At 74.3% G+C, this 12981-nt stretch carries 13 protein-coding genes; 6 read left to right on the top strand and 7 right to left on the bottom strand.

Annotated features, from left to right (window positions below; all coding sequences use genetic code 11):
• Nucleotides 1-7 precede the first annotated feature (7 nt).
• Nucleotides 8-592 (bottom strand): DUF1349 domain-containing protein, encoded by a 585-nt coding sequence (locus tag IG69_RS0115145; RefSeq protein ID WP_030529017.1) that lies wholly within the window; start codon nt 590-592, stop codon nt 8-10.
• Between the two features lie 68 nt (nt 593-660).
• Here IG69_RS0115145 and IG69_RS0115140 point away from each other — a divergent pair, with 68 nt between their 5' ends.
• A complete protein-coding gene (locus IG69_RS0115140) occupies nt 661-981 on the top strand; it encodes a putative quinol monooxygenase (RefSeq protein ID WP_030529016.1) in 321 nt (106 codons plus the stop codon).
• Between the two features lie 31 nt (nt 982-1012).
• On the opposite strand, the gene IG69_RS0115135 is transcribed toward IG69_RS0115140, so the two are convergent.
• Genes IG69_RS0115135 through dxs form a run of 3 tightly spaced genes read right to left on the bottom strand, consistent with a single transcriptional unit; the run spans nt 1013 to nt 3808 of the window.
• Nucleotides 1013-1342, bottom strand: coding sequence for a VOC family protein (locus IG69_RS0115135; RefSeq protein WP_030529015.1), 330 nt, complete (start codon nt 1340-1342; stop codon nt 1013-1015).
• 10 nt (nt 1343-1352) lie between these two features.
• Entirely contained in the window at nt 1353-1931 is a 579-nt protein-coding gene (locus IG69_RS22205) for a class I SAM-dependent methyltransferase (protein ID WP_211251021.1), read from the bottom strand.
• Nucleotides 1932-1939: 8 nt separating this feature from the next.
• Nucleotides 1940-3808: a 1-deoxy-D-xylulose-5-phosphate synthase gene (gene dxs / locus IG69_RS0115125; RefSeq protein ID WP_030529013.1), complete on the bottom strand. Its 1869-nt coding sequence runs from the start codon at nt 3806-3808 to the stop codon at nt 1940-1942.
• Nucleotides 3809-4009: 201 nt separating this feature from the next.
• On the opposite strand from dxs, the gene IG69_RS0115120 reads away from it, so the two are divergent.
• Nucleotides 4010-4642 (top strand): thioredoxin-like domain-containing protein, encoded by a 633-nt coding sequence (locus IG69_RS0115120; protein WP_030529012.1) that lies wholly within the window; start codon nt 4010-4012, stop codon nt 4640-4642.
• Nucleotides 4639-5253, top strand: coding sequence for a DUF305 domain-containing protein (locus IG69_RS0115115; RefSeq protein WP_030529011.1), 615 nt, complete (start codon nt 4639-4641; stop codon nt 5251-5253). Before IG69_RS0115120 ends, IG69_RS0115115 begins: the two co-directional genes overlap by 4 nt.
• A 113-nt stretch (nt 5254-5366) precedes the next feature.
• On the opposite strand, the gene IG69_RS23030 is transcribed toward IG69_RS0115115, so the two are convergent.
• On the bottom strand, nt 5367-5825 hold the full coding sequence (locus IG69_RS23030; protein WP_242525614.1) for a hypothetical protein: 459 nt from the start codon (nt 5823-5825) through the stop codon (nt 5367-5369).
• A 107-nt stretch (nt 5826-5932) separates the two neighbouring features.
• On the opposite strand from IG69_RS23030, the gene IG69_RS0115105 reads away from it, so the two are divergent.
• Together IG69_RS0115105 and IG69_RS0115100 are read left to right on the top strand one after the other, a co-directional pair.
• Complete coding sequence (locus IG69_RS0115105) at nt 5933-7642, top strand: nitrite/sulfite reductase (RefSeq protein ID WP_030529009.1); 1710 nt, start codon at nt 5933-5935, stop codon at nt 7640-7642.
• A complete protein-coding gene (locus tag IG69_RS0115100) occupies nt 7639-8364 on the top strand; it encodes a phosphoadenylyl-sulfate reductase (protein WP_030529008.1) in 726 nt (241 codons plus the stop codon). Before IG69_RS0115105 ends, IG69_RS0115100 begins: the two co-directional genes overlap by 4 nt.
• 21 nt (nt 8365-8385) lie before the next feature.
• On the opposite strand, the gene IG69_RS0115095 is transcribed toward IG69_RS0115100, so the two are convergent.
• Together IG69_RS0115095 and IG69_RS0115090 are read right to left on the bottom strand one after the other, a co-directional pair.
• Nucleotides 8386-9660 (bottom strand): NupC/NupG family nucleoside CNT transporter, encoded by a 1275-nt coding sequence (locus IG69_RS0115095; RefSeq protein ID WP_030529007.1) that lies wholly within the window; start codon nt 9658-9660, stop codon nt 8386-8388.
• A gap of 83 nt (nt 9661-9743) precedes the next feature.
• Complete coding sequence (locus IG69_RS0115090) at nt 9744-11852, bottom strand: amylo-alpha-1,6-glucosidase (RefSeq protein WP_169742077.1); 2109 nt, start codon at nt 11850-11852, stop codon at nt 9744-9746.
• Between the two features lie 92 nt (nt 11853-11944).
• On the opposite strand from IG69_RS0115090, the gene IG69_RS0115085 reads away from it, so the two are divergent.
• Complete coding sequence (locus tag IG69_RS0115085) at nt 11945-12964, top strand: LacI family DNA-binding transcriptional regulator (RefSeq protein WP_030529005.1); 1020 nt, start codon at nt 11945-11947, stop codon at nt 12962-12964.
• The last annotated feature ends 17 nt before the right edge of the window (nt 12965-12981 follow it).

Genomic DNA, 12981 nt, shown 5'->3' with positions numbered 1-12981 from the left:
GGACAGGTCAGTGCAGCGCGGCGTCCGCGGGAGAGACCTCCCACGAGTGGAAGCGCACGGTGAGCCCGGACCGGGTGGGCGTGCAGACGAAGGGCCCCGCCTCAACGTCCAGGTCGGGGTCGAGCGGCAGGACGCGGATCATCACGAACGGCTCGTCGTCGACCCTGGCCCGGACCGTCACCGCGTCTCCGGATCGGCTGGCGCGCACGGTGACCCGGCGGCCCGCCCACGACGGGACGGGGAAGGCCGACCAGTCCGAGCGGTCCCTCGTCGCGACCACCCCGACGCTGGGCGCGCCGTCGACGTGCTCGACGCCGGCCTTGACCCACTGCGTCGCCGACGCGCGCAGGAACACACCGGCCTGGTCGAACTGGTCGGTGAAGGCCACCGTGAACGTCACCTCGACCGCACCCTCCCGGTCCAGGGGCCGCAGCAGGGCGTGCTCGGAGTCGTGGACGAACCCGTACGAGGTGGTCCGCCAGGCGTCCGAGCCCTCGGCCGCCGTCACGAGGAGGTCCTCCCCGTCGGTCTCGACCTGCACGGGCTCGTGCGTCCACGAACCCTCCGACCACGGGACGCTGACGGCGGACATGGGTCCCAGTCTCCCCCGTCCCACGGGCCCGCGACGTGGGAGGGTCGGCACATGACGAGGAGCGACACATGACCCGGTTCGGCCTGGTGGTCCGGTTCGAGCTGCGGCCCGGGCGGGCCGAGGCGTTCGACGCGATGATGCGCGAGACGGTGGCGGGCATCGCCACCCACGAGCCGCGCACCCTGGCCTATGCGGTGCACGCGCTCGAGGGCGAGCCGGACGTCCGCATCTTCTACGAGCTGTACGACGACGAGGCCGCGCTCGACGAGCACGAGGCCCAGCCCACGACCCGAGCCTTCCTCGACCGGGTCGACGAGTTCGTCACGAGCGTCGACGTCCAGCGGCTGCACCTCGTGACGGCCACCGGCATCGCGGACCCCGCGGGCTGACCGCAGCAGCCGGCACGAGGCTGGGCCGGCGCTACCGGCCGGCGTCGACGACGCAGAAGAGCGTGCCCGTCGGGTCGGCCAGCACGACGAAGTCCGCGTCGTCGGGGTAGTCCCACTCGACGCGCTCGGCCCCGAGCGAGACGAGGCGCTCGACCTCGGCGCGCTGCTCCTCCGCACCGTCCACCCAGAGGTCGAGGTGGGTCCGGTCCGTGCGGTCGAGGTGCAGGCGCGTCGGGCCGTCACCCCGCGGGGCGAGGAAGTCCGGGTTGGGTCCCCGGTCGTAGCCGAGCGCCTCGCTCCAGAACGCGCCGGCGCGCTCGGTGTCGGCGGTGCTGAGGACGATCGCTCCGATGCGGACCATGCCCGCGACGCTAGCCGAGGCGGGCGAGCACGAACGCCTGACCGTGTCGCTCGCGGCCGACCGGCTCGCGCACGAGCCGCGCCTCCTTGACGAACCCGGCGTCGGCCAGGGCGTCGAGCACCTGCTTCGGCCCGCAGTGCCACCGGACGAGCGACACGTCGTGCCCGCCGGGACGCAGCACCCGCACGGCCTCGGCCAGCGCGACCGGCAGCTCGTCATCGGTGAGGTGGACCAGGCTGTACCAGAACACGACTCCGTCGACGGAGACGTCGGCGAGGGGCAGCTCGGTGAGCGCCCCCTCGTGCAGCTCGAGGTCCGGGTGGTCGCGCCGGGCCATCGCCAGCATCCCCGGCGAGAGGTCGACGCCGACCACCGAGAGGCCGCGGTCGACGAGGTACCGGGCGATGCGGCCGGTCCCGCAGCCGGCGTCGAGCACGTGCGCCCCGCCGCCGGCGACGACCCGCCCGACGAAGTGGTCGAGCATCGCGAGGTCGACCGGCAGCTCGGGCTCGGTCGAGGGAAAGGTCGCGGCGTAGTCCTCGACGATGGCGTCGTAGGCGGCGCGCACCTCGTCGCGGCGGCTCTCCACGACGCCGCTCAGGCCAGGCGCTCGCGCAGGGCCGACGCGACGGCGTCCGGCGTCAGCCCGACCGCGTCGAGGACCCGTCCGCGGGAGGCGTGGTCGAGGAAGCGCTTGGGCAGGCCGAAGGTGTCGACGGGCAGCCCGAGACCGGCGTCGCGCAGCGCCTGGACGACCTGCGTCCCGATGCCTCCGACGACGACGTTGTCCTCGACGACGGCCACGCGCCCGGCGGCGCCGGCGAGCGACGCGAGGGCCGCCGGCACGGGCAGCGCCCACACCGGGTCGACGACCCGCACGCGGTGCCCCTCGGCGGCCAGCTTCTCGGCTGCCGCGAGCGCGGTGGCGACCATCGACCCGATGCCGACGAGCAGCAGGTCGACGTCACCGTCGTCCGGCTCGGACAGCACGTCGACGCCGTCGACGGTGCGCACGGCGGTGAGGGGCTCCCCCACCGTGCCCTTGGGGAAGCGGACGACCGACGGCGCGTCGGCGATGTCGACGGCCTCGCGGACCGCGCGGGCCACCTGCTGGCCGTCGCGCGGCGCGGCGAGGTGCAGGCCCGGCACGACGCCGGAGATCGTCATGTCCCACATGCCGTGGTGCGACGCGCCGTCCGGCCCGGTGACGCCCGAGCGGTCGAGGACGACCGTGACGCCGGCCTTGTGCAGCGCGGCGTCCATGAGCAGCTGGTCGAAGGCGCGGTTGAGGAAGGTCGCGTAGACGGCGACGACCGGGTGCAGCCCCGAGAACGCGAGGCCGGCGGCCATCGTCAGGGCGTGCTGCTCGGCGATGCCGACGTCGAAGGTGCGCTCGGGGAAGCGCTCGCAGAACGGCTGGAGCCCGACGGGCATCATCATCGCCGCGGTGAGCGCGACGACGTCGGGGCGCTCCTCGCCGATCTGCACCATCGTGTCGGAGAACTCGTCGGTCCAGGAGCGGCCGGCGATCTCGAGGGGCAGGCCGGTCTCGGGGTTGATGACGCCGACGGCGTGGAACTGGTCGGCCTCGTCGGAGACGGCGGGGTCGTAGCCGCGCCCCTTCTGGGTGATGACGTGGACGAGCACCGGCCCGCCGAAGGCCTTGGCCTTGCGCAGCGCCGCCTCGACGGCCGGCTCGTCGTGGCCGTCGATCGGGCCGACGTACTTGAGGCCGAGGTCCTCGAACATCCCCTGCGGGGCGACGATGTCCTTGATGCCCTTCTTGACGCCGTGCAGCGTCTCGTACATCGCGCCGCCCACGACCGGCGTGCGCGAGACGTTGCGCTTGCCCCAGTCGAGGAAGCGCTCGTAGCCGCGGGTCGTGCGCAGCGTCGAGAGGTGGTCGGCGAGGCCGCCGCGGGTCGGGGCGTAGGAGCGCTCGTTGTCGTTGACGACGATGACGAGCGGCAGGTCCTGCTCGGCCGCGATGTTGTTGATGGCCTCCCACGCCATGCCGCCGGTCAGCGCGCCGTCGCCGATGACCGCGACGGTGTGCCGGTTGCGCTCGCCGCGCACGACGCGACCGGCGGCGATGCCGTGCGCCCACGACAGGGAGGTCGACGCGTGCGAGTTCTCGACGACGTCGTGCGGCGACTCGGCGCGGCTCGGGTAGCCGGACAGGCCACCCTCGGTGCGCAGGCCGGAGAAGTCGTGGCGGCCGGTCAGCAGCTTGTGGACGTAGGACTGGTGCCCGGTGTCGAGGACGACCGCGTCGTGCGGGCTGTCGAAGACCCGGTGGATGGCGATGGTCAGCTCGACGACGCCGAGGTTGGGCCCGAGGTGGCCGCCGGTGCGCGAGACCTGCTCGACGAGGAAGGCGCGGATCTCCGCGGCGAGCTCGGGCAGCCGGTCCGCGGGGAGCGCCTTGAGGTCGCGGGGGCCGGCGATCCGTTCCAGCAGGCTCACGGCGCCTACCTCCTCGTCCTGTCCTCGGGGTCCGGGTAACCCGACGAGTCTAGGTGCTGCGGGTGAGCCTCCCGGCACCCCGGGGCGGGGTGGGAAGGATCTCCACGAGACCTCCACGAACCGGGAACTCACCGGCCCTGCGGGACGCTGGGGATGGTTGAACCGTCCACCACCCGGTGGGCCCGACCCAGGAGGCTCCCTGTGCCCTCGTCGTCCCGCGCCCGCGCCCTCGCCGAGGTGCAGAAGACCCAGCGCGCCAAGGAGCGACGCTCCCGCCTCCTCGTCGTCGGCGGTGTCTCTCTCCTCGTGCTCGCCATCGTCGCGACGGTGGGCGTGACGATCTGGCGCGACACCTCCTCGCGCCCCACCCTCGACGCCGTCAAGAGCTACGACGACGTCAGCGCCAACCACGTGACGACCCCGGTCACCTACGCGCAGACCCCGCCCGTCGGCGGCGACCACAACCCGGTCTGGCTCAACTGCGGCGTCTACCCGCAGCCGGTGCCCAACGAGCTGGCCGTCCACTCCCTCGAGCACGGCGCCGTCTGGGTCACCTACCGCTCGGACCTGCCCGCGGCGCAGGTGCAGACGCTCGTCGACCGCGTGCCGGACACCTACATGGTCGTCTCCCCCGTCGACGGGCTGCGCGCGCCGGTCGTCGCGTCCGCGTGGGGCAAGCAGCTTGACCTGACCGGCGTCGACGACGCCCGCCTCGACGAGTTCATCCGCGAGTACCGCCAGGGCCCGCAGACGCCCGAGCCGGGTGCGGCGTGCACCGGCGGCAGCGACGGCACCCTCCCGCAGACCGGCGCCGGCGACCAGCCGACCTCGTGACGCCCGCGGCCCGTCCCCGCGGGGTCCTCGTCCTCGTCGCGGTCCTCGCCCTGCTCGCCGGTGTCGGCGGCACGGTCGCGGTCGGCCGCCTGGCCTCGACGTCCGAGGTCACCGACTTCGGCGCGGACGCCGGGTTCGCCCGAGACATGCAGACCCACCACCTCCAGGCCGTCGAGATGGCCTTCGCGGTACGCGACGACACCGACGACGAGGCCGTCCGCACGCTCGCCTTCGACATCATCACGAGCCAGCAGCAGCAGGCCGGCCAGATGTACGGCTGGCTCGTCCAGTGGGGCCTGCCGCAGACCGCCTCCCGCGCCCCGATGGCGTGGGTCGGCGGCGAGCACGCCGCCCACGGCGCCTCCGGCGACGGGATGCCGGGGATGGCGACGCCCGCCCAGCTCGACGAGCTGCGGGCCGCCCGCGGGGTCGAGGCCGAGCGGCTCTTCCTCCGGCTGATGATCGCCCACCACGAGGGCGGGGTGCAGATGGCCGACGCCGCGCTCGCCGACGCCCGCACCGACGAGGTGCGCACCCTCGCCGGCGCCATCCGCCGCGCGCAGACCGCCGAGATCACCCTGATGGAGCAGATGCTCGCCGAGCGCAGCTAGCGGAGCGAGCATCCGCGTCGTCGCGGTGATGACGCGGACATCATTCCTGGACGCGGATACATCCGCGTCCCGCGCCAAGTTCCGCGTCACCACAGTGACGACCCGGCTCGTGGTCAGAGGCGGGGGACGAACTCGAGGCCGCGCAGGCCGTCGAGCAGGAGCCCCGCCGCACGCCGGGCGGCGACGAGGCGCACCCCCTCGCACTCGAGGTCGGCGAGCACCTGGGTGACCCCCTCGGGCCCGATGTCGTCGACGAGCGCGACCCGCACCTCGCGGTAGGAGGAGCGCATCGCGTCGAGCTGGGCGTCGAGGTGGCGCACGGCGAGCCAGGCGAGGGCGACCGGGTGGCGCCGCCACGCGGGGTAGAGCCGGTAGTCCGGCGGGCAGTGGTCGAGCAGCCACGCGACCGCCCGCTGCTCCCAGCCGTGGGTGCCCGGCGGTGGGACGCCCTGCGGCCAGCCCGGCGGTCCGCCCGCGCCGGTGGCCCCGGCGCCCGAGCGCTGGCGCACGGGCGCGGCCGGGGTGCCGGCGCGCAGCGGGGGCCCACCACCCGGAGCCGCGTCGTCGAACACGTGTTCGATCATAGCGATGCCGACCACATGGTGGACCCCGGTGGCGGGGATAATGGGGTGTTATACCTTGGACAACGAAACGTGATCGCCCCCTGCGTGAGGACCCCATGACCACCACCGACTCCACCCCGTCGCGCGCCCTGCGCCCGCCCCGCACCGGGCGGTCCAACGGGCAGTGGGCCGTCGACGGCCGCGAGCCGCTCAACGCCAACGAGGTGTGGAAGCAGGAGGAGGGCGGCCTGTCGGTGCGCGAGCGCATCGAGACCGTCTACAGCCGCGACGGCTTCGGCTCCATCCCGCCGGAGGACCTCGCCGGCCGCTTCCGCTGGTGGGGCCTGTACACCCAGCGCCGCCCCGGCATCGACGGCGGCCGGACGGCTCAGCTGTCCGACACCGAGCTCTCCGACGAGTACTTCATGCTCCGGATCCGGCTCGACGGCGGGGCCCTGACCCTGCCCCAGCTGCGCGTCGTCGCCGGCATCTCGCAGGAGTTCGCCCGCGGCACGGCCGACATCAGCGACCGGCAGAACATCCAGTACCACTGGATCCGGGTCGAGGACATGCCCGAGATCTGGCGTCGGCTCGAGGCCGTCGGCCTCCAGACGACCGAGGCGTGCGGCGACACCCCGCGCGTCGTCCTCGGCAGCCCGCTCGCCGGCATCGCCGCGGACGAGGTCATCGACCCGACGCCGGTCATCGACGAGATCGTCTCCCGCTTCGTCGGGGACCCCGACCTCGCCAACCTGCCGCGCAAGTTCAAGTCGGCGGTCACCGGCCACCCGAGCCTCGACGTCGTCCACGAGATCAACGACATCTCCCTCGTCGGGGTCGTCCACCCCGAGCTCGGCGCCGGCTACGACCTCTGGGTCGGCGGCGGGCTCTCGACCGCGCCCCGCCTCGCCGAGCGCCTCGGCGTGTTCGTCACGCAGGAGCAGGCCGCCGACGTGTGGTTCGGCGTCATCCGGATCTTCCGCGACCACGGCTACCGCCGGCTGCGCACCAAGGCGCGCCTGAAGTTCCTCCTCGCCGAGTGGGGCCCGGCCGAGTTCCGCCGCGTCCTCGAGGAGGACTACCTCGGGTACGCCCTCCCGGACGGCCCTCCCCCGCCCACGCCGTCGACGCCGGGTGACCACGTCGGCGTGCACCTCCAGAAGGACGGCAACCACTACGTCGGCGCCGCCCCGGTCGTCGGCCGCGTCAGCGGTGACGTCCTCGCCGGGCTCGCCGACCTCATGGAGGCCGCCGGCACCGACCGTGTCCGCTTCACGCCGCACCAGAAGCTCGTCGTCCTCGACATCGCCCCGGACCGCCTCGACGGCTTCGTCGCGGGCCTCGAGGAGCTCGGGCTCTCGGTGTCCCCCAGCCCGTTCCGCCGCCACACGATGGCCTGCACGGGCATCGAGTACTGCAAGCTCGCGATCGTCGAGACCAAGGCGACGGCGGCCACCACCGTCGCGGCGCTCGAGCAGCGCCTCGCCGACGTCACGGCGTCGCTCGACACCCCCATCACGCTCAACGTCAACGGCTGCCCCAACTCGTGCGCCCGCATCCAGGTCGCGGACATCGGCCTCAAGGGCCAGCTCGTCACCGTCGACGGCGAGCAGCTGCCCGGTTTCCAGGTGCACCTCGGCGGCGGTCTCGCGTCGGCCGACCGCGACGAGGCCGGCCTCGGCCGCACCGTCCGCGGCCTCAAGGTGACCGCCGACGACCTGCCCGGCCTCGTCGAGCGCCTGGTCCGTCGCTTCCTCGCCCAGCGCGAGGGCAGCGAGTCGTTCTCGTCCTGGGTCCACCGGGTCGACGAGGAGGAGCTCCGATGACCGCGACCGCCCGCACCTCCACCCGCCGCGACCCCGGCGCCCTGCGCGCCATCGCCGCCTCGGGCGCGCGCGAGCTCGGCCCCGACGCCGCGGCCGACGACGTCGTCGCCTGGGCCGTCGAGGCGTTCGGCGAGGGCCTGGCCGTCGCGAGCAGCATGCAGGACGCGGTTCTCCCCCACCTCGTCTCGCAGCACCTGCCGGGCGTCGACGTCCTCTTCGGCGACACCGGCTACCACTTCACCGAGACGTACGACACCCGCGACCGCGTCGCGGCCGAGCTGGACGTCACCGTCGTCGACGTCCGCCCGCGGCTGTCCGTCACCCAGCAGGACATCCGCGTCGGCCCGCGCCTGTTCGAGCGCGACCCGGCCGAGTGCTGCCGCCTGCGCAAGGTCGAGCCGCTGCGCGCGGCCCTGGCCGACTACGAGTGCTGGGCCACCGGCGTCCGTCGCGCCGACGGGCCCACGCGGGCCAACACCCCCGTCGTGACCTTCGACGAGACGTTCGGGCTGGTCAAGGTCAACCCGCTGGCCACGTGGACCTCCGACGACGTGACGACCTACGCCTTCGAGCACGGTGTGCCGGTCAACCTGCTCCTCGCGGACGGTTACCCGTCGATCGGCTGCGCCCCGTGCACCCAGCGCGTCGAGGCCGGCGCCGACGAGCGCTCCGGGCGCTGGGTCGGGTTCGGCAAGACCGAGTGCGGGCTGCACCCGGCCTGAGCCGGACCCCGTCCCGCGCGCTCAGGCGAGGAGCATCCCGGCGATCGCCGCGCTCATGAGGTTCGCCAGCGTCGCCGCCGCGATGGAACGCACGCCGTAGGTCGCGATCTCGGATCGGCGGTTCGGGGCCATCCCGCCGAGGCCGCCGAGGAGGATGGCCAGCGAGCCGAGGTTGGCGAAGCCGGTGAGGGCGAACGTGACGATGGCCTTGGTCTTCGCGCTGAACTCGTCGGCGACCGGGCCGAAGTTGCTGAAGGCGACGAACTCGTTGACGACCGTCTTCTGCCCGACGAAGCTGCCGGCGCGCACCGCCTCGTCCCACGGCACACCGACGAGGAACATCACGGGTGCGAAGAGCCAGCCGAGCAGCCGCTCGAAGGTGAGGTCGGGCTGCCCGAACCACCCGCCGACGGCGCCGAGCAGCAGGTTGACCAGGGCGATGAGCGAGATGAACGCCAGGAGCATCGCGCCGATGTTGGCGGCCAGCTTGAGCCCCTGCGCGGCGCCGTCGGCCGCCGCGTCGATGACGTTGACGTGCTCCTCCTCCTCGGGCTCGGGCGCCTCCTCCGGGGCGTCCTCGTCGTCGGCGACCCCGCCGCCCCCGGTCGCGACCCGCACCGGCACGCCGTCGGCGTCGACCTCCTGGCTCTCGGGCACGACGATCTTGGCCATGAGCAGGGCGCCGGGCGCCGCCATGAACGCGGCGGCGATCAGCTGGTCGAGCTCTGCGCCGAGCAGCGCGTACCCGACGAGGACCGACCCCGCGACGGTCGCGAGACCCCCGGTCATCACGGCGAAGAGGCTGGAGGTCGAGATCCGCGGGAGGTAGGGACGGATGACGAGCGGCGCCTCGGTCTGGCCGAGGAAGACGTTCGTCGCGGCGTTGACCGACTCGGCGCGCGAGGTGCCGAGGAGGACGTGCAGCCCCGAGCCGAGCACGCGCACCACCCGCTGGAGGACCTTCCAGTGGTAGAGCACGGACGTCAGGGCCGCGAAGAAGACGATGACCGGCAGCACCTGGAGCGCGAAGACCACCCCGTCCTCGGGCACGAGCGAGCCGAAGAGGAAGGCGATGCCCTCCTTCGAGGAGTCGATGACCGCCTGGACCGCCCGGGTCGCGGCGTCGAGGGCCGCGCGCCCCGGCGGGACGTAGAGGACGAGGACCCCGAAGAGCACCTGCAGGCCGAGGGCGGCGGCCACGGTCCGCGGGCGGATGGCCCGGCGGTCGGTCGAGATGGCCACGGCGGCCAGCAGGAGGGCGGCCATCCCGCCGAGTCCCCAGAGCACGTCGAGCACGGTCGGTCCTTCCGTCGTGCCGGGCAGGACCTGTCCCCCGCCGCGGCCGGACGGTCACGCTAACAAGCGGGCCTGCGCGCCGGTCAGCCCACCTCGACGTCGATGCCGTCGGGCGCACGCACCGCACGCACCTGGCCCTCGGCGTCGACCTCGACGTCCAGGAGACCGTCGCCGAGGCGCAGCCCCCGCACGTCCAGCGCCCCGAACGGGGCGTCCGGGAGGGGCGAGAGGTGGAGCCGGCCGGCCGGCACGTCGGCGCGCAGGCCGAGGACCGTCGTCACGAGCGCGCCGGCGCTCGCCGCCGCCCACGCCTGCGGGCGGCAGCTCGCCGGGTAGGGCGCGGGACGGCCGAGCACGGGGTCCGCGCCGTAGAGCTCCGGCCAGCGGTACCCGCTCGCGGCGGACACGTCGACGAGGGCCCGGGCCACCCGGGCGGCGGTGTCGCGGAACCCGGCTCGCGCGAGGCCCAGGCCGCAGATCGCGGTGTCGTGGGTCCACACCGAGCCGGTGTGGTACCCGATCGGGTTGAAGGCGGGGTTGTCGCGCGCGAGCGTCGAGATGCCGAGCGGGCCGAGCAGCTCGGGGCTCGCGAGAGCCGCCGCGACCCGCGCCTCGCCCACCGCACCGAGCGTGCCGGTACCGAGGACGTGCCCGATGTTGCTGCCGAGCCCGTCGACCGGCGCGCCGTGGCCGTCGAGCGCCATCGCGAGGATGCGGCGCCCCCCGGTGTCGGACCAGAACGACGTCTCGACGCGACCCGCGAGGGCCTCGGCCCAGGCGCGCCAGCGCCCGCCGTCGGCGTCGAGCACCTGCTCGAGCAGGTCGGCCGCGGCGCGGGCCGCCTCGACGGCGTAGGCCTGCGTCTCGACGAGGGCGATCGGACCCTCGGCGATACGCCCGGCGGCGTCGCGCATCGAGTCGCCGGAGTCCTTCCAGCCCTGGTTGGCCAGGCCGGTGCCGGTCTCGTCGAGGTAGCGCAGGAAGCCGTCGGGGCTGCCGTCGGCCGCACGCTCCATCCAGCCGAGCGCCGCGTGCAGCGCGGGCGCGAGCTCGCGGACGACCGCGGCGTCCATGCCCCACCGCCAGGCGTCGTGGAGCAGGCAGACCCAGAGCGGGGTCGCATCGACCGTGCCGTAGTAGGTCGTCGGCAGCACCATGCCTCCCTCGCTGCCGAACGCGGTGCGCCGGATCTCGTGCGGGATCTTGCCGGGCGCCTCGGCGGTGACGGGGTCGTCGTGCCGCCCCTGGCGCCGGGCGAGCGCGCGCAGCGTGCCGCGGGCGAGGTCGGTGCCGAACGGGAGGGAGAGCCGCGCCGCCCACACGGCGTCGCGGCCGAAGAGGGTGAGGTACCACGGGGTGCCGGCCCCGGCGAAGACGTCGTCGGGGGCGAGCGGGTCGCGCATCGCGAGGTGGCGCAGGTCCTCGAGGCCGTCCTGCACGGTGCGCGAGAACCGGGCGTCGTCGGCCTCGACGTGGACGACGTCGAAGCCGAGCGCGTCGGACCCGGCGTCGGCGTCGAAGGCCGTGGTGGCGAGGCGGCGGGCGGCGACCTCCGCGACGACGGTCCGTGCCCCCGCGGGCGGGACCTCGAGCGACCACCGGAGCGACGCGTCGGCTCCGTCGGCCGACACCTGCGCGCCCTCACCGCGGACGGTCACCGCGTGCCGCTCGTCGCACCAGGAGGCGACCTCGTCGGACACGGCGACCGGCAGCGGACGGGGTTGTGCCACACCGTGCTTGATGTCGTGCAGGTCGGCGCCGTCGCCGGCGACCAGGAGCTCGACGACGCAGCGCACGGGCTCGGCCGAACGGTTGCGGACCTCGACGGTCTCGGTGAGGCCGTCGTCCGTCAGCACCCGGTGCCGGGCGACCTCGACGGTGGGGTCGGGCCCCGGGTCGCCGAGGTGGCGGGCGACGGCGAGGGTCTCGGACGAGCCGCCGCGGCTCGCCGCGACGACCGGGGTCGGGGCGAGCCCGTCGACCCGGAGGACGAGCCGGTGCACCACACGACGGTCGTCGACGAGCAGGCCGGTGGCCTCGCCCCCCTCGCACCCGGCGTCGACGTCGCCGCTGCGCGCAGCCAGGCAGGTCACCGGTCCCCGGACCGCCACCTCGAGCTCGTGGAGCCACGGCTGGCGCGAGCGCTCGGGGTCGACGGCGGCCTCTTGACTTCCGGTGTCAGGTCGATGCACAGTGACGACCCTATCCATTTGATCGTTCAAATCAACCGTCGTCACGATCGTTTGAACGTTCACAGGCGCAGGACCCTCGACGAGGAGGACCGATGACCCCGCAGCCCGGCGACGCCGACCGCGTGACCATCCACGATGTCGCCCGCGCCGCCGGCGTGTCGCGCCAGACCGTGAGCAACGCGGTCAACAACCCCGAGCGGGTCCGCCCCGACACCCTCGAGCGGGTGCGGGCCGCCATCGACGAGCTCGGCTACCGCGCCTCCAGCTCCGCCCAGTCGCTGCGCAGCCGTCGCGCCGGTGCCGTCGGCATCGAGCTGCACACGCTCGGCGCCCACAACGCGACCACCGCCCCCGTGCTCACCGCCCTGAGCATCGGCGCCGCCCGCCACGGCTGCCACATCGTGCCCTTCGGCTCGCAGTCCGGGCACCCGATGCTCGAGGGCTACCGCTCGATGTGGGCCGGTCGGCTCGTCGACGCCTTCGTCCTCGCCGAGACCCACCACGGGGACCCGCGCCCGCCGTGGCTCGAGGAGCAGGGCATCCCCTACGCCACCTTCGGCCGAGTCTGGGACGACCCGACGTTCACCCGCTGGGTCGACGTCGACGGCGGCGCCGGCACCGAGGACGCCGTCCGACACTGCCGCGACCAGGGTTACGAGCGCGTGGCGTTCCTCGGCTGGCCGGCGGGCTCGGTCGTCGGTGACGACCGGCGCAGCGGCTGGGCCCGGGCCTGCGCCGACGCCGGCGGTGTCGCCGGCCCCGCCGCGGTCGCCGAGCAGGACCTCGACGACGCCACGGCCACGGCCACCGCGCTGCTCGAGCACCTCTCCCCCGGCGACGCCGTCGTCTGCGCCTCCGACGTCCTCGCCCTCGGCGTCCACCACGCCCTGGTCCGCCGCGGTCTCGAGCCCGGTCGCGACGTCGGCGTCGTCGGCTTCGACGGCTCCGAGACGGCGACGATGCACCACCTCACCTCGGTCGCGCAGCCCTTCGAGGCCATCGCCGAGACCTGCCTCGACCTCGTGAGCGCCGCTCTCGAGGGCTCTCCACCGCCGGAGCACGGCTCGCTGCTCCGGCCGACCCTGACCACCGCCCGCAGCACCCGGGCCTGACCCGGCCACCCCCGCGC

The organism is Phycicoccus jejuensis, from assembly GCF_000720925.1.
In the GTDB taxonomy this organism is placed as follows: Bacteria; Actinomycetota; Actinomycetes; order Actinomycetales; family Dermatophilaceae; genus Phycicoccus; species Phycicoccus jejuensis.
This window is presented reverse-complemented; position numbering and strand designations above follow the sequence as displayed.